The 14,340-nt window shown below is 66.6% G+C and carries 15 protein-coding genes; 7 read left to right on the forward strand and 8 right to left on the reverse strand.

Going from position 1 to position 14,340, the window contains the following annotated elements; translation table 11 throughout:
- Window positions 1–43: 43 nt before the first annotated feature.
- Both Q319_RS0100120 and Q319_RS0100125 read right to left on the reverse strand, forming a co-directional pair.
- Entirely contained in the window at window positions 44–1,549 is a 1,506-nt protein-coding gene (locus tag Q319_RS0100120; protein ID WP_034413103.1) for a 2-phosphoglycerate kinase, read from the reverse strand.
- 302 nt (window positions 1,550–1,851) lie between these two features.
- Complete coding sequence (locus tag Q319_RS0100125) at window positions 1,852–2,469, reverse strand: TetR/AcrR family transcriptional regulator (protein WP_029479686.1); 618 nt, start codon at window positions 2,467–2,469, stop codon at window positions 1,852–1,854.
- Between the two features lie 372 nt (window positions 2,470–2,841).
- Here Q319_RS0100125 and ppgK point away from each other — a divergent pair, with 372 nt between their 5' ends.
- Both ppgK and Q319_RS0100135 read left to right on the forward strand, forming a co-directional pair.
- On the forward strand, window positions 2,842–3,657 hold the full coding sequence (ppgK, locus tag Q319_RS0100130) for a polyphosphate--glucose phosphotransferase (RefSeq protein WP_051654959.1): 816 nt from the start codon (window positions 2,842–2,844) through the stop codon (window positions 3,655–3,657).
- 73 nt (window positions 3,658–3,730) lie between these two features.
- Window positions 3,731–4,909, forward strand: a complete 1,179-nt coding sequence (locus tag Q319_RS0100135) for an amidohydrolase family protein (protein WP_029479688.1) — start codon at window positions 3,731–3,733, stop codon at window positions 4,907–4,909.
- On the opposite strand, the gene Q319_RS0100140 is transcribed toward Q319_RS0100135, so the two are convergent.
- A complete protein-coding gene (locus Q319_RS0100140; RefSeq protein ID WP_034413105.1) occupies window positions 4,906–5,394 on the reverse strand; it encodes a hypothetical protein in 489 nt (162 codons plus the stop codon). The genes Q319_RS0100135 and Q319_RS0100140 overlap by 4 nt on opposite strands.
- Window positions 5,395–5,444: 50 nt before the next feature.
- Window positions 5,445–6,104 (reverse strand): ribonuclease HII, encoded by a 660-nt coding sequence (locus tag Q319_RS0100145; RefSeq protein ID WP_029479690.1) that lies wholly within the window; start codon window positions 6,102–6,104, stop codon window positions 5,445–5,447.
- Window positions 6,105–6,198: 94 nt separating this feature from the next.
- Here Q319_RS0100145 and rpe point away from each other — a divergent pair, with 94 nt between their 5' ends.
- Together rpe and Q319_RS0100155 are read left to right on the forward strand one after the other, a co-directional pair.
- The gene (rpe, locus tag Q319_RS0100150; RefSeq protein WP_051654960.1) at window positions 6,199–6,888 is read left to right on the forward strand and encodes a ribulose-phosphate 3-epimerase; all 690 of its coding nucleotides are present in this window, start codon (window positions 6,199–6,201) and stop codon (window positions 6,886–6,888) included.
- A gap of 13 nt (window positions 6,889–6,901) precedes the next feature.
- Window positions 6,902–7,624 carry a 2-phosphosulfolactate phosphatase gene (locus Q319_RS0100155; RefSeq protein WP_029479692.1) on the forward strand — a complete coding sequence of 241 codons (723 nt, stop codon included), beginning with the start codon at window positions 6,902–6,904 and terminating at the stop codon, window positions 7,622–7,624.
- A 53-nt stretch (window positions 7,625–7,677) separates the two neighbouring features.
- Here the strand turns inward: Q319_RS0100155 and Q319_RS0100160 are convergent, their stop codons facing one another.
- A complete protein-coding gene (locus tag Q319_RS0100160) occupies window positions 7,678–8,745 on the reverse strand; it encodes a M42 family metallopeptidase (RefSeq protein WP_029479693.1) in 1,068 nt (355 codons plus the stop codon).
- A gap of 115 nt (window positions 8,746–8,860) precedes the next feature.
- On the opposite strand from Q319_RS0100160, the gene apaG reads away from it, so the two are divergent.
- The gene (gene apaG, locus Q319_RS0100165) at window positions 8,861–9,295 is read left to right on the forward strand and encodes a Co2+/Mg2+ efflux protein ApaG (protein WP_081845813.1); all 435 of its coding nucleotides are present in this window, start codon (window positions 8,861–8,863) and stop codon (window positions 9,293–9,295) included.
- Window positions 9,296–9,358: 63 nt separating this feature from the next.
- Here apaG and queA read toward each other — a convergent pair whose 3' ends face one another.
- On the reverse strand, window positions 9,359–10,450 hold the full coding sequence (queA, locus tag Q319_RS0100170; protein WP_029479695.1) for a tRNA preQ1(34) S-adenosylmethionine ribosyltransferase-isomerase QueA: 1,092 nt from the start codon (window positions 10,448–10,450) through the stop codon (window positions 9,359–9,361).
- A 7-nt stretch (window positions 10,451–10,457) separates the two neighbouring features.
- Window positions 10,458–11,030 (reverse strand): LabA-like NYN domain-containing protein, encoded by a 573-nt coding sequence (locus Q319_RS0100175; RefSeq protein ID WP_029479696.1) that lies wholly within the window; start codon window positions 11,028–11,030, stop codon window positions 10,458–10,460.
- Window positions 11,031–11,286: 256 nt separating this feature from the next.
- Here Q319_RS0100175 and ruvA point away from each other — a divergent pair, with 256 nt between their 5' ends.
- Window positions 11,287–11,883: a Holliday junction branch migration protein RuvA gene (ruvA, locus tag Q319_RS0100180; protein ID WP_029479697.1), complete on the forward strand. Its 597-nt coding sequence runs from the start codon at window positions 11,287–11,289 to the stop codon at window positions 11,881–11,883.
- A 13-nt stretch (window positions 11,884–11,896) separates the two neighbouring features.
- Window positions 11,897–13,243 carry a low temperature requirement protein A gene (locus tag Q319_RS0100185; RefSeq protein ID WP_034413110.1) on the forward strand — a complete coding sequence of 449 codons (1,347 nt, stop codon included), beginning with the start codon at window positions 11,897–11,899 and terminating at the stop codon, window positions 13,241–13,243.
- On the opposite strand, the gene fni is transcribed toward Q319_RS0100185, so the two are convergent.
- Entirely contained in the window at window positions 13,165–14,223 is a 1,059-nt protein-coding gene (fni, locus tag Q319_RS0100190; protein ID WP_029479699.1) for a type 2 isopentenyl-diphosphate Delta-isomerase, read from the reverse strand. The two genes, Q319_RS0100185 and fni, sit on opposite strands and share 79 nt — an antisense overlap.
- Window positions 14,224–14,340: the final 117 nt, after the last annotated feature.

Consider the following 14,340-nt stretch of genomic DNA (forward strand, 5'->3'; position numbering starts at 1 on the left):
TTTTTTGGCGCTGTTCATCCCCAGGACACGTTGAAACCGGTGTTCAGTTGCCCACGGTCCCACGCGTCAGCTCCGCCGCCTCACCGTCGCCCGGATCGCCCAGCAGGTCGGCGCGTTCCTGCGGGGTCAGGGCCACCATCACGCGCCGCAAAACCACGTCCACGGCCTGATCGGCACTCTCGTCCAGGGTCAGGCCGTCCAGCAGCGGCACGTCCTCCTGGCGGGCCAGATCTTCCAGCTCGTCCTGCATGGCGCGGATTTCACCGAAGTACTGCATGTAGCGGTGCAGCGGGCGGCTGGCGGCAGTCTCCACGTCGCGGCTCTGGAAGTGGCGGCGGTGTTCCTCGGGATCGGGTAGGGTAACCAGCATCGGGATCACCAGCGCCCCGGCGAAGGCGTCGGCACGCAGGTAGCCGGGCACCAGATGCACGCCCTCCAGCACCAGACTGCTGCCCTCCTGTACCGAGCGGGCCACCACCGCGCCCAGCCCCACGTTGACCTGTTGCACCTGATCCCGAAAACCTGCCAGCAGCTCGGGCTTGCTGGGGGTTTCGGGGCGCGGCGTGCCGGGGGGCAGCAGCGCTTCCCAGGCGCTGAACGTGCTGGCGTGCAGCGTGGGCAGCAGCGCTGGGGACACCATCGCGCGCATCACCTCGCGGATGGAATCGGTGCTGACCACACGGGCAATGCCCAGGCGGTAGGCGATTTCTGCGGCCAGAAAGCTCTTGCCAGTGCCGCTAACGCCGCCCAGCAGCACGATCACCGGGCGCGGCGGGCGGCGGATCACGCGCAGCAGGCGGTAACGGGCGCTGACATCCGGCCCTACCTCGTCGCGCAGCAGGGCCTCCACCTTGGCGCGGATGGCGGCGCGGGTCACCACGCGGTCTTCCTGGCCGCGCAGATCGCGCTGGGTCACGCGGGCCACCTTGCGGGCCACGTCCGGCGTGACCCCGGCGGCCAGCATGGACTGGGTCAGGATGCCCTTGGAAAACGGTGTGGGCAGCGTACTCCCGCTGCTGATCACGCCCAGCTTGCCCCGGTTGTGGCGCAGGTAGCGGTAGGTCAGGCGCAGATGTTCGCCGTAACGCGACGCCAGCGCCCGCTCGGTGCGGTTGTCGATGTCCTCGGCGCTCAGGCTCCGCACGCCCTCCTGGCGCAGTTCCACGTCCACGGCGCTGGCGGTGGCATACGCCTCGCGCCCGGTCAGGCCCGCGTCTTCCAGCGTGCGGGCCAGCACGCCCCGGCTGAACGGCAGATCACCCTTTCTGGCCGTGACCAGAATGTCCACGAAGGCGGGAATTTGCGCCTGCGCCGCCCGCGCCACCTCTTCCCCGGCCAGATCACGCGCCACCTCGACCATCAGGGCCTGCAATTCGCCCGGCGTGACCAGACTGCGCCGCGACAGCCGCAGATTCTGCTCGATGCGCCGCGCTGCCGCCGCCGCCACGTTGCCCGAGGCCCCAGCGTTCACCAGAGACTCCACCACCAGCCCGCGGCTGAACGGAAAGGCGTGCCGGGGCGTGCCGATACGCAGTTCAGGCTGGGTCAAGGGGAAGGCTCCTTCGGAAACGGGGGAGAGGGGAAAGGGCGTTCCTGGCAGTCTAGCCGGGAAAGTTGCAAGGAGGGTGATGGGATGCGGGTGAGCTGGGTTGGGACAAGGGGGAAAGTGCCGTGAGATGGAAGGCGAACCCCTCAGTCTGCTTTGCAGCCAGCTCCCCTCAAAGGGAGCCAAGAAAAGCGACTGGCACGGCAACTCCGCAACTCTTGCCTCCCTTCTAAGGGGAGGTGGCGCGGAGCGCCGGAGGGGTTAAACCGCAAACTGCCAACCAGCAATCAAAGTTCGCGGTGAAGCTACTGCCGCACCAGATCACGCCGAACCGCCCCTTCCAGCAGCAGATTCAGCGCCAGCCGCATTTCCTCCTGCAAGGGGCGTTCGGTGCCGTAGGCGCTCCAGCGCAGGGCCACCATCAGGTACGTGTCGGCGATCAGGTTGCTGATGCGCTGCAAGCTGAGGTCCGTCCGCATCTGCCCGCTCTGATGCAGTGGGCGCAGGATCAATTCGATCACCTTGCTCAGTGGCAGCGCCTGATACGCGGTGCGGGCGCGTTCAGGGTTGGGGTTCATGACCTCGTAGGCCAGCGGTGGGAACAGATCGCGCTCGCGGGCATTTTCCTCGGCCAGTGCGTCCCAGACCTCGTACAGTACGGTCAGCGGGGCAACACCCTGGGCCAGCCGCGACTCGGCCTGATCGCGCAGGCGCTCCATGACCTCGGAGCCGTAATCGAGCAGCACGGCTTCCTTGTAGGGGTAATAGTTGAAGAAGGTGCCGCGCGAGACGTTGCTGGCCTTGGCGATGTCGGTGGCCGTGGTGGTCTGGAAGCCGCCGCGCTTGAACAGCTCAATGGCGACACTGTAGATCCGGGCGCGTCGGCGCTCCTTCTGACGTTCACGCAGCGAGGAAGAATCCATAGGGGTGACACAGGTATAGCGCTTCCAGTCTAAAATTGCACCCCGTCTAAATTAGGGAAGACCCAAGGCCGAAAAGAAACCCCTCAGTCAGCTTCGCTGCCAGCTCCCCTCAAAAGGGAGCCAAGAGTGCGCTGCTGGCCGGGCAATTCCGAGACCCTTGCCTCCCTTCTAAGGGGAGGTGCCCCGAAGGGGCGGAGGGGTTAAGCGGGCAGGGCGATTCCAAAACCGGACTCCATATTCGCCACACCCCAGAGCCGTGATGAAGAAAATTGAGTCTTCCAAAAGCGACTTCTTCCCCAGCGTCACGGGCCAACCTGCCCAACCTCACCCCGTCGCCCACCCCGGCACCCAACTTCGCTTAGGCTGTAGCGCATGAGCGTGATTCTGGGCATCGACATCGGCGGCAGTGGCATCAAGGGCGCACCCGTGGACACCGCCACCGGCAAGCTGCTGGAAGAACGGCACCGCATTCCCACCCCCGAAGGCGCGCACCCGGACGCGGTCAAGGATGTGGTGGCCGAGCTGGCAAAGCACTTCGGCGTGGGCGGCCCCATCGGCGTGACCTTTCCCGGCATCGTGCAGCACGGGCGGACCCTGAGCGCCGCCAACGTGGACAAGGACTGGATCGGGCTGGATGCCGACGCGCTGTTTACGAAGGCCACCGGGCAGGACGTGTATCTGATCAACGATGCCGACGCCGCCGGACTGGCCGAGGCCCGTTTCGGTGCGGGCGCGGGCGTGGACGGCGTGGTGCTGGTGCTGACCTTCGGCACGGGCATCGGCAGCGCTTTAATCCACAACGGCGTGCTGGTGCCCAACACCGAACTGGGCCACCTGTGGCTGCGCGACAAGGAAGCCGAGGGCTGGGCCTCTGACCGCGCCCGCGAGCGTGACGATCTGAACTGGAAACAGTGGAGCAAGCGCGTCAGCACCTACCTGCAACACCTGGAACTGCTGTTCAGCCCGGACCTGTTCATCATCGGCGGCGGCGTGAGCAAAAAGGCCGACAAGTGGCAGGACCACATCAAGCTGGAGCGCAGCAAACTGGTGCCCGCCAAGCTGCTGAACGACGCCGGAATCGTCGGCGCGGCGATGCTGGCGCAGGAATCTCAGAATGAAGAGGCGAAAAAGTCTGTGGCCTCCAAAGCCGCGCCGAAGGCTGAGAGCAAGGCGGGCAAGAAGAAGTAGGATTCGCGTTCCAAAGAAGCTTCAGGCAGGGCCGAGGGCGAAAATCCCCGCCCCACCCCACTAACATGCCCACATGACCCTTTCCACGCCTGATCCGTTCACGCCGCGCCTGCTGATCTGCGACGTCCTTTACACCGGCATGGGCGGCGGCCACGCGCCCGGCGGAGTCGTGGTGGTGGGCGGTACGGTGGCGGCCACGGGCGATCCGGCGCAACTTCGCCTCCAGTATCCGCAGGCGGTTGTGGAAGAGATTGGAGGCATCATCGCCCCGCCGCCGATCAACGCGCACACGCATCTGGACATGAGCGCCTACGCGTTTCAGGCCCTCCCTTATTTCCGTTGGCTGCCCGAAGTGGTGATTGCCCAGCGCGAGCAGCGGGGCGTATCAGGCGCAGTGGCCGGAGCCGACAAACTCTCGCGGCTGGGGGTGGGCGGCGTGGGCGACATCGTGTGGTCAGGTGAAGTGATGGACGCCCTTTTGGCGCGGGAGGATCTGCGCGGCGTCCTCTACTTTGAGGTCCTGAATACCTTTCCCGGCAAGGCCGACGAGGTGTTCGCCGGAATGCGGGGACGGGTGGAGGCGTGGCGCAAGCTGGAGCGCCCCGGCGGCCCCCGCATCGGCCTGTCGCCGCACACGCCCTACACGGTCAGCCACCGCCTGATGAAACTGGTCTGCGACTACGCGGCGGGCGAGGGCCTGCCCCTCCAGATCCATGTGGCCGAGCATCCCAGTGAACCTGAGCTGTTTGCCACGGGCGCAGGGCCGCTGTGGGAACATCGATTCGTCGCCATGACACCCGATAACTTCGCCGAGGTCATCGGGCGCACGCCGGAGCCGGAACTGACCCCGGTGCGCTATCTGGACGAACTGGGCGTGCTGGCCGCCAAACCCACGCTGATTCACATGGTCAACGTCACCCCAGACGACATCGCGCGGGTGGCGCGGGCTGGTTGCGCGGTGGTCAGTTGTCCGCGCAGCAACCATCATCTGGAATGCGGCACCTTTCCGTGGACCGCTTTTGCCGCCGCTGGGGTAGAGATCGCGCTGGGTACGGATTCCGTCGCCAGCGGCGAGAGCCTGGATGTGCGCGAGGACGTGGCCTTTGCCAGTGGCCTCTACCCAAAGCTCGATCCACGCCTGCTGGTGCGCGCCGCCGTCAAGGGAGGCGGGCGCGTGGTGGGCCTGCCCGCACCATTTATCCGGCGCGGAGAGGCGTGGTCAGAGGCTTTCGTGTGGAGTCGGGGCGACTAGGACTGGCTGCTGAGGTTGGCTTCGCAGGTGCCGTTGGCCACCGCTTTGCCGTTGCGTGTGTAGGTCAGCGTGCCGATCAGCGGATTGCCCGCCAGATTGTCGAGCTTGCAGGTGTAGACCACCTTGTCGAAGCTGGCTGCCCCGGCGTCGCCCACCCAGCGGAACTCGGCGTTGCGGCGGTCCGGGTCATAGGTGGCCACGGCAAATCCAGCGCGGTTGTCGTCGAAACCGGTGTACTCGTCCCGAGCGCTGTAGGAGGCGAATTTGCCCTGCACGTTCACCAGATCGGGAATCTTGACGGTGGTGACCACGTTGCGGCTGTCCACCACGCCGCTGAGGGTCCAGGTCTGCCCGACGGCCAGCGGCCCGAATTGCAGCGGCCCCTTCTCACCGTCGGTAGAGGAGAGCAGCGAGGCCACTGGCCCGCACGCTCCCAGCAGCAGAGGCAGGCCCAGGGCCAGCGGTAAAACAGCGCGTTTCAACATGCCCGCAGGATACGGGCCATACATGAGGAAGCTGGGAAGCGCGTGACGGGTCAGGGTTGCGCTGGAAACAAGCCGCCCCCGCCCCCTTCCAGCAGTCGCCGGATGGGCGCAAAGGTCCGGCGGTGTGCCGCGCTCACGCCCAGTTCCTCCAGCGCGGCGCGGTGGGCGGGTGCGCCGTAGCCCTTGTGGGCAGCGAAACCATAACCCGGATGCCGAAGGTCCAGTTCGCGCATCACGGCGTCACGCTCTGTTTTTGCCAGCAGGCTGGCGGCGGCCACGCTGTAGCTCAGGGCGTCGGCCTTTGGGGGGGCGCTGATGGGAATTTTGACGCGGAGTTTCAGGTAATCCGTGACCAGCGCCTGTGGGGGCGGGTCCAGCCTTTCCAGCGCCAGCAACGCCGCCGCGTGCGTCGCGCCCAGGATGTTCAGTTCGTCGATTTCATCCGGCCAGGCGTGTTCCACGGCGTAGGCCAGAGCCACGCGGCGGACCTCGGCGGCGTATTCCTCGCGTTGCGGCGCGGTCAGTTGCTTGCTGTCCCGGAAGGGGTAGTCCATCGCCAGACCGGGGAGGATCACCGCCGCCACCGTGACCGGCCCGGCCCAGGCCCCGCGCCCGGCCTCGTCCACACCCGCCACCCGGAAATACCCGCGCCGCCAGTGTTCGCGCTCATAGGCCCAGTCCGGCGTGACAGAGGGGGGCAAAGAAGGCATGGGGAGAGGCTAGCAGGCGTGGACTGCGCCGTGTTTCCAGCCCGCCAGTCTCAGCCGCCTCCACATTTGTGAGCTATGTCGTAAACTGCCCGGCGTGAGTGCCCAAGTCGAGACTGCTCAAGACAACTCTGCCCGCCCCGTCAAACTGGCCCCCAGCATCCTGTCGTGCGACTTCGCGCATCTGGCGGATGAAATGGGGGCCATCGCCGGGGCCGACTGGGCACATGTAGACGTGATGGACGGGATGTTCGTGCCCAACATCAGTTTTGGGCTGCCCATCCTGGCGGCGGCGCGGCGGGCCAGCAACCTGCCGCTGGACGTTCACCTGATGATCGAGCGCCCTGAACGCTACCTCAAGGACTTTGCCGCCGCCGGGGCCGACAGCCTGACCGTGCATGTCGAGTCCACGCCGCACGTTCACCGCGCTGTGCAGCAAATTCGGGAACTGGGCAAGCGGGCAGGCGTGACCCTCAACCCCGGCACACCGTTAGAGGCCGTGCGGCCCCTGCTGGGCGACGTGGATCTGGTGCTGGTCATGAGCGTCAACCCCGGCTTTGGTGGCCAGAAGTTCATTCCGGCCAGCCTGGAGCGGGTTCGCACGCTGCGCCGCTGGCTGGACGAGATGGGCAGCGACGCCGAATTGCAGGTGGACGGCGGCGTGTCCAGCACCAACGCCCGCGCGGTGGTCAGTGCCGGGGCCACGGTGCTGGTGGCCGGGAGTGCCGTCTTCGGGCCAGGGGGCGCAAAGGCCGGGCTGGAACGCCTGCGGGAAGCCCTGAAGTGAAGGGCGCGGCGGCATGAAACTGCGCATCGATCTGCTGCCACACGGGAATTACCCGGACGTGGTGCTGGTGATCGATGTGTTGCGCGCCACCACCACCGCCGTTGCTTACCTGGAACGCGGCGCACAGGCGCTGCTGCTGACCAGCACGCCGGAAGTGGCGCTGGCCCTGCGCGGCACGCAGGAAAACCTGCTGCTGGCCGGGGAACGTGGCGGTCTGCCCATCCCCGGCTTCGATTTCGGCAACAGTCCGGCGGAAGCGGGCACGCAGACGTTCGCGGGCAAAACGGTGGTCATGAACACCACCAACGGCACCGGGGCCGCCCACATCGCCGCGCAGAGCGGCAAACATGTGCTGCTGGCCGCCCTGACCAACGCCCACGCCGCCGCCCGCCGCGCCCGCGCCCTGGCCTCCGAGGGCATTGCCATCGTCTGCGCCGGGACGGATGGGCGGGTGGGCCTGGAAGACGTGTATACCGCTGGCGTGCTGGCCGAGTACCTGCTGGCGATGGGCGAATTCACGCTGGACGACGGCGCGCGAATCGCCCTGACGGTGCGCCGGGGCGACGGCAGCCCCGGTGAAGCCCTGGCAGGGAGCGATCACGGCGTTCATCTGGCTGCGCTGGGTCTGGGCGAGGACGTGCGGCTCGCGGCGGGCCTCAGCACCAGCACAGTGGTTCCCACACTGGAGCGCGGCGAGGATGTGCCAGAGGGAACGCTCCGGTTTGTGGCAGGCTGACAGAAAACAAGGACGCCACTCAAAATCTGGGTGGCGTCCTCTAATGGTCCGTATCAGACCCGCGTGAAGTCCGGCCCTTCCTCCAGATCCTTCACCCACGCCGCGATGATGTCGATGCACGCCTTGACATCATGGGCGTCCACCATTTCGCTGGGGCTGTGCATGTAGCGGTTGGGAATGCTGACCACGGCGGTGGGCACCCCTGAACGCACCAGCGTCAGCGCGTCGGCGTCGGTGCCGGTGCGCGAGGTGTTGGCCCCCAGCGTGAAGGGAATGCCGTTCTTGCGCGCGGCCTCTTGAAGCTGGCGCACCACCACCGGGCTGCTGGTTGGCCCCACACCCAGATTCGCACCGCTGCCGAAGTGGATCACGCCGTATTTCTTCTCGCTGACGCCGTTCTGCTTGGTTTCATGCGTCACGTCCACCGCGATTCCGGCGATGGGATCGATTTTGTGGCCGCCCATCTGTGCGCCGAACAGCCCGATTTCTTCCTGGCTGGTGCCCACCGCCACCACGCGGTGCTTGAGGTCCGTATCTTGCAGCGCCCTGAGCGCTTCCAGCACCACGAACGCGCCCACGCGGTTGTCCAGCGCACGGCTGACGATCCTGTCGCCCACCATGATCGGTCCCTGCTCGATCACGCCGTAGGTGCCCACCGGAATGCGCTCCTGCGCGGTTTCCTTGCTCAGGCCCACGTCGATCCACAGGTCTTCCAGTTTGCTGGCCTTGCTGCGCTCCTCGGATTCCATGACGTGGATGGCCTTCTTGCCGATCACGCCGATCAGGTCACCGCTGGGGGCCAGCAGGCGGATGCGCTGGCCCACCAGCACCTGCGGGTCCCAGCCACCGATGGGCAGCACGCTGAGAAAGCCCTCGTCGCCCACATGCGAGACGATCAGACCGATCTCGTCCAGGTGGCCCATCAAGGCAATCGCGGGCGCGCCTTCCGGCCCCAGTTCGGCGTACACGTTGCCGTAATGGTCCTCGGAGACGCGTGCAAAGGCGCTGGCCTCGGCCTTCCAGACGTCGGCGGCGCGGCGTTCCAGACCGCTGGGTGCAGCTTCGGAGAGCAGCGCGAAGAGGAAGTCCTTGTTGATGCCCAGTTCTGAATTAGAAGTCACGCAGGGCAGTGTAGAGCAGGCTTCCGCGCGCTGTCTTCAGTACATGACCCACCGATTGCTCATGCGGTCTGTCGGGGCTTGTTGCGGCGGTGGCCTCCGCTATCCTCTGAGGGCCATGAGCCGTCCTCCCCCCGATTCAGAACGTTCAGACCCTCCCAGCCCTGATTCTGTGGCCGACACCGCGCCGGACATCCGCGTCAGCGTGCAGGTCAGCCATCTGGCCGCGCAGAGTACGCCGGAGCGCAGGGTTTTTTCTTACGTGATCCGCATCGAGAACCACCACGATCAGACCTGGCAACTGCTGGCCCGCCACTGGGACATCGTGGACGCGCACGGCCACGAGATCAACGTGGACGGCGACGGCGTGGTGGGTGAGCAGCCGGTGATCGCGCCGGGCGGCACCTTCGTCTACGATTCCTTCGTGACGGTAGAGGCCACGCCGGGTGTGATGCGCGGCTATTATGTGATGCAGGACGCCTGGGGCGCGCGGGTGCGGGTGCCGATTCCGGCCTTCATGCTGGATGTACCGGGGCAACGGACGCTGAATTAGGTTGATAGTAGATGGAGAAATGTTGATGAATAAAGCCCACAAATCTCCATCTACCATCAACTTTCAACCATTGCCCCGTTCCAGCAGCATGGCGTCCCCCAGAGAATAGAAGCGATAATCCCCCACCAGCGCCGCGTCGTAGGCCGCCCGGACGCGCTCCTCTCCACCAAAGGCAGACACCAGCAGCAGCAGGGTGCTTCCCGGCAGGTGGAGGTTGGTGATCAGCAGGTCTGGAACGTGAACGGGGGTGCCGGGCGTGATGAAAATTCGCGTGTCGCCCTCGCCCGCCTGCACCATCTGCCCGTCCCAGGCGCTTTCCAGCGTGCGAACCGTGGTGGTGCCGACGGCCACGATGCGGCGGCCCTCGGCCCTGGCGCGGTTGATGGCCTGCGCGGTGGCCTCGCTCACCGAGTACCGCTCGGCGTGCATGGTGTGGTCCGCCACCGATCCCTGGATGGGCCGGAAGGTTCCCGCGCCCACATGCAGGGTCACGGCGCAGCGTTCCACGCCCATGCTGTCTAGCTTTGAGAGCAATTCCGGCGTGAAGTGCAGCCCGGCAGTCGGGGCGGCCACGCTGCCGGGATCACGGGCATACACCGTCTGGTAGCGCTCGCGCCACACCTCATCGTCGTCGCCCGCGTCAATGTACGGCGGCAGCGGTAGCCGTCCGATCTCGTCCAGGTGGGGCTTGAGATCATGTTCGAAACGCAAAAGGCGTGCGCCATCTTCCAGAATGCCAACGACTTCGGCCCGATGCTGCTCACCGTCAGCCTGGCCCAGCCACAACTCTTTTCCAGCACGTTTCGCGGGTTTGAGATATGCGCTCCACACGTTGTTTTCTTCCTCGCGCAGCAGCATGACTTCTACACTGCCACCGCCGTGGCCTTCAGGGGTCACGGGCTTGCGGGCCATCACACGGGCCGGAATGACGCGGCTCTGGTTGGACACCAGCAAGTCGCCGGGGCGCAGCAGCGTGGGCAGATCGCTGAAGACACGGTGCGAAATCTGGCTCTGGCCCACCACCATCAGGCGGGAGGAGTCGCGCGGTTCGGCCCCGGTCTGGGCGATGCGCGCCGGGGGCAGATCGAAGTTCAGGCGGGCGAGAACGGCGTCGGCGTCGTGGGTATTTGGGTCGTGCAGATTCGAGTCGGGCATCGCTGGATTACTGAACGGGTTCTTCCGGCTTCGGCTCGTCGGCCTTGGCGTTGTTGCGCTGGCGGGCGGGCATCAACGCGTCCTCAATGTCGGGCAGGTGCATAAAACGATCTGCGGCGTCGATCAGGCGCTGGGCGGTGTGTTCCCGGAAGGCGATGACCTCCACCCGCTTGCCGCGCTCCTGCAAGACCTCCACCATGTCGGTAAAATCGCCGTCGCCGCTGCCCAGCACCACCACGTCCAGATGGTCCATCAGGCGCACCATGTCGGCCACGATGCCCATGTCCCAGTTGCCCTCGTAGATGGGCTTGCCGCCGTCGGTAACATGGTGCAGGTGCAGGTTCATGCGCCGCACCTTGAACCCCAGCGTGGATAGCTTGTAGATGAAGGGCCGGGCAGTGGCCTCGTTCTCGCGCTCCACCGTGTAGGAGATGGCGTGCAGCAACTCGCGGCCATCCACGGCCACGTTCAGCAGCGTCTCGAAGTTGACGGTGCGCTCCAGCAGGTCACGCGCGGAGTGGTACAGGTTCTGGGTATCGATAAACACGCCCACGCGGGGGCGGTGAACAACGTATTGCATTGTGGTTTCTCCTGTTGTGGTCAGAGCAAAAAGGGATGGGGCGGAAAATGGGATGCTCTCAAAGGGCTTCCTCGGCTCAGGAGAGCTAGGTCTGCCGCAGGAAGTCTAACACCGGGGCATGTTCTGAAAAATGGCCGGGGTGAGATTGTCAGTGGCCGGGTGACACCCAGAATTCTCCAGCTCCTGCAAATCCATCCCGTCAAATCCTGCCCGCTCCCACAGCCTGCGCCCGCGCGACCCACTAGAATCCTGGGCAATGATTGCTTACCTGTCCGGCGTGGTGCGCGAGGTGCGCGAGAACAGCGCCGTGGTGGTGGCTGGCGGCGTGGGTTACGAGGTCCAGTGTCCGGCGGGAACGCTGGCGAAACTGGTGGCTGGGCAGCCCGCCGAACTGAACACCCGTTTCATCGTGCGCGAGGACGCCCAGTTGCTGTTCGGTTTTGCCGACACCGACAGCGTGCGGCTGTTTGACCTGCTGACCGGGGTGAGCGGCGTGGGGCCAAAGCTGGGGCTGGCGATGCTGTCGGCCATGCCGGTCTCGGCGCTGGCGCAGGGCCTGCTGAGCGGCGACGCCAAACTGCTGTCCAGTGTCTCTGGCGTGGGCAAGAAGACCGCCGAGCGGCTGGTGCTGGAGCTTCAGGGGAAGGTGCCCGAACATCTGGCCGCCCCTGCCGTGGGCGGCGTGAAGGCTGCCAGACCAGTGACGACAGAGGGCCGTGACGCCGTGGACGCGCTGCTGGCCCTGGGCTTCCGCGAGGCCGGGGTGCGCGCCGTGGTGGCCGAACTGCTGTCCGCCGAGCCGGGGCTGAGCGCCGACGCGCTGATCCGCAAGGGCCTGGGCCGTTTAAGGTAACGGGAAGACCCAGGTGACGCACGGACAGCCCGATCACGTCGATATCCAGAGGACGGTGGACCCCCCCGCCAGTCCACAGGATCAGGCCACCCCTCAGGATCAGGATAGTTCTGTCTATCAGGAACAGAAGGTGTCCTGGCTGGAACTGTTCTTTGACCTGATCTTCGTGGTGGCCTTCGATCAACTGGCCAAGCGGCTGGGCCAGTCGCCGGACGCCGCCAGTCTGCTGCATTTCGGGCTGCTGTTCGTGGCGGTGTGGTGGGCCTGGGCAGGCAACGCCACCTTTGCCGCCCGCTACGGCAACGAGACCCGCACCTACCGCTGGGGCACGCTGGCGCAACTGGTGTCGCTGGGCATGATCTCCCTGACTATCCGTGGGGACCTGATGGACACGGGTTCGGCCTTCGCGCTGGCGTATGGGGTCAACCGCATGATTCAGGCGGCGCTGTATCTGATGGTGTCGCGGCGTTCACCTGGTGCAGCCGCGTTCGCCGGACGCATGGCCCTGTCGTTCGGCACGGCGGCGGCGCTGTGGCTGGTCTCGGCAGCGTGGCCCGGCGGCTCGGCGGTGCAGATCGGGCTGTGGTGCGTCGCGCTGGCGCTGGACGTGCTGACCCCGGTTTTCATCCGCAACCACAGCCGCCACGCCCTGCCGCACGAGGGCCACCTACCGGAGCGCGTGGGCCTGCTGCAAATCATTGCGCTGGGGGCCATCGTCACCGAGATCGTGGGCGGCAGCCGTCAGCAGGCGCTGGACGCGGGCAATCTGATTCCGGCGCTGGCGGCCATTATCACGGCGGTGGCGCTGTGGCGGATGTACTTCGATCAGGCACGCGCGTTGCCGCTGCTGGGGGCGCGGGTGGAGCAGCGTGTGGGCCGCATGCTGGCGTGGCTGTACGGCCACATGCCCTTCACGCTGGCGGTGGTGCTGCTGGGTGTGGGGCTGGGGCATGGCCTGTCCTCTGCCGGGTCCAGAGAGGCTGCCGGGGACCAGCGGCTGGTGGCCGTGGCGCTGGCACTGGCGCTGCTGACGCTGGCCTTTTTGCGCTGGAACTCCCTGCGGGTCACGCGCCGCTTTTTCCCGGATAGAAGCTTGCCCGCGCTGCTGGTGGGGGCGGGGCTGGCCCTGGGGCTGCTGTCCATCGATCTGGATACCCTGCGCGTGCATCTGGCGGTGGCCGCGCTGACCACGCTGCTGGCCCTGATCATTGCCACTGATCCGGTCACGCAGCGGCTGGGCCGACTGGAAGAAGCGGTGATGGAGCGGCTGGGAGAGGGCGATCAGCCCGATTCGGTGGACGAAGCCCTGGATGGGCCGCCCCCCGCCCCCCCCGCCCACAGTGCCGAAACGTCCGGGTAGCCGCCGACGAACAGGGCCACGCGCAATTCCCCAATGAAGTTCGCCAGCCAGTCCTCCACGGCTTCAGCGCTGTCCAGCGCGGGCGCAAGCAGGGGCCGGGCCACCGCCACCACCCGCGCGCCCAGGCTGAGGGCGCGGGCGGCGTCCAGCCCCGTGCGAATGCCCCCGGAGGCGATCAGGGGCATCTGGGGCGCAGTGGCGCGGGCGTCACGGAGTGCCTGGGCCGTCGGCACGCCCAGCTCGCACAGATCGGGGCTGATCACCGCGCCGTGTTCCACCAGTTGCTCCACCCGCGCCCAACTGGTGCCCCCGGCTCCGGCCACGTCCAGCGCGGCAAATCCCAGGTCACGAACGGCGGCAACGGTGCGGGCGTCCAGCCCATGCCCCACCTCCTTCAATACCACCGGGAAGGGCAGGTCCGGCAGCAGTTCGGCCAGCCGCGCAGTCAGGCCCGCCCAGTTCGTGTCGCCACCCCGCTGCAAGGCTTCCTGCAAGGGATTGACGTGGATCGCCAGCGCGTCGGCCCCCACCGCCTGCACGGCGCGGCTGGCCTCTTCTGCGCCGTAGCCCAGCAGGAACTGTGCCCCGCCCAGATTGCCGATCAGCAGGATGTCGGGGGCCAGTTCGCGCACCTGGAAGGTGACAGCGGTGTCGGGGCGCTCCAGCATCACGCGCTGCGAACCCAGCATCAGGCCAATGCCCAGCTTCTGCGCGGCCTGTGCCAGATGGGCGTTGATGCGCCCGGCCCGCTCGGCCCCGCCGGTCATCGCGCCGATCAGGACCGGGGCCTTCAGAGTGTGGCCCAGAAACGTGGTGGTCAAATTTACCTCGCTCAGGTTGCGCTCCGGCAGGGCGCGGTAGGGCCACGGCACCGCCTCCAGCCCGGTGGTCACGCCCGCGTACTGGCTTGCGGGCAGCAGGCAGGCGTCCACATGGCGCAGTTTGCGCGCCGCGATTTCGGAATCTGCCGTGGGGGTCACGCCCCCAGCCTAGCGCCCGTCGGGTCAGGCTGGCGCACGAATTCACGCACTGCTTTCCGCACCCCACCGCCCTATGGCAACCCCATGCACAGTTGACAGTCCGGGCGGGGGGCTGTA

The sequence above is a fragment of the Deinococcus marmoris DSM 12784 genome (assembly GCF_000701405.1).
Lineage (GTDB): Bacteria > Deinococcota > Deinococci > Deinococcales > Deinococcaceae > Deinococcus > Deinococcus marmoris.

Bases quoted from the DNA above. Each gene is read 5' to 3' on its own strand.
- Q319_RS0100155 (WP_029479692.1), top strand. From the start codon at position 6,902: ATGAAACTGCGCATCGATCTGCTGCCACACGGGAATTACCCGGACGTG.
- queA (WP_029479695.1), bottom strand. From the start codon at position 10,450: ATGCCCGACTCGAATCTGCACGACCCAAATACCCACGACGCCGACGCC.
- ruvA (WP_029479697.1), top strand. From the start codon at position 11,287: ATGATTGCTTACCTGTCCGGCGTGGTGCGCGAGGTGCGCGAGAACAGC.
- apaG (WP_081845813.1), top strand. From the start codon at position 8,861: ATGAGCCGTCCTCCCCCCGATTCAGAACGTTCAGACCCTCCCAGCCCT.
- Q319_RS0100125 (WP_029479686.1), bottom strand. From the start codon at position 2,469: ATGGATTCTTCCTCGCTGCGTGAACGTCAGAAGGAGCGCCGACGCGCC.
- Q319_RS0100145 (WP_029479690.1), bottom strand. From the start codon at position 6,104: ATGCCTTCTTTGCCCCCCTCTGTCACGCCGGACTGGGCCTATGAGCGC.
- Q319_RS0100140 (WP_034413105.1), bottom strand. From the start codon at position 5,394: ATGTTGAAACGCGCTGTTTTACCGCTGGCCCTGGGCCTGCCTCTGCTG.
- ppgK (WP_051654959.1), top strand. From the start codon at position 2,842: ATGAGCGTGATTCTGGGCATCGACATCGGCGGCAGTGGCATCAAGGGC.
- Q319_RS0100135 (WP_029479688.1), top strand. From the start codon at position 3,731: ATGACCCTTTCCACGCCTGATCCGTTCACGCCGCGCCTGCTGATCTGC.
- Q319_RS0100175 (WP_029479696.1), bottom strand. From the start codon at position 11,030: ATGCAATACGTTGTTCACCGCCCCCGCGTGGGCGTGTTTATCGATACC.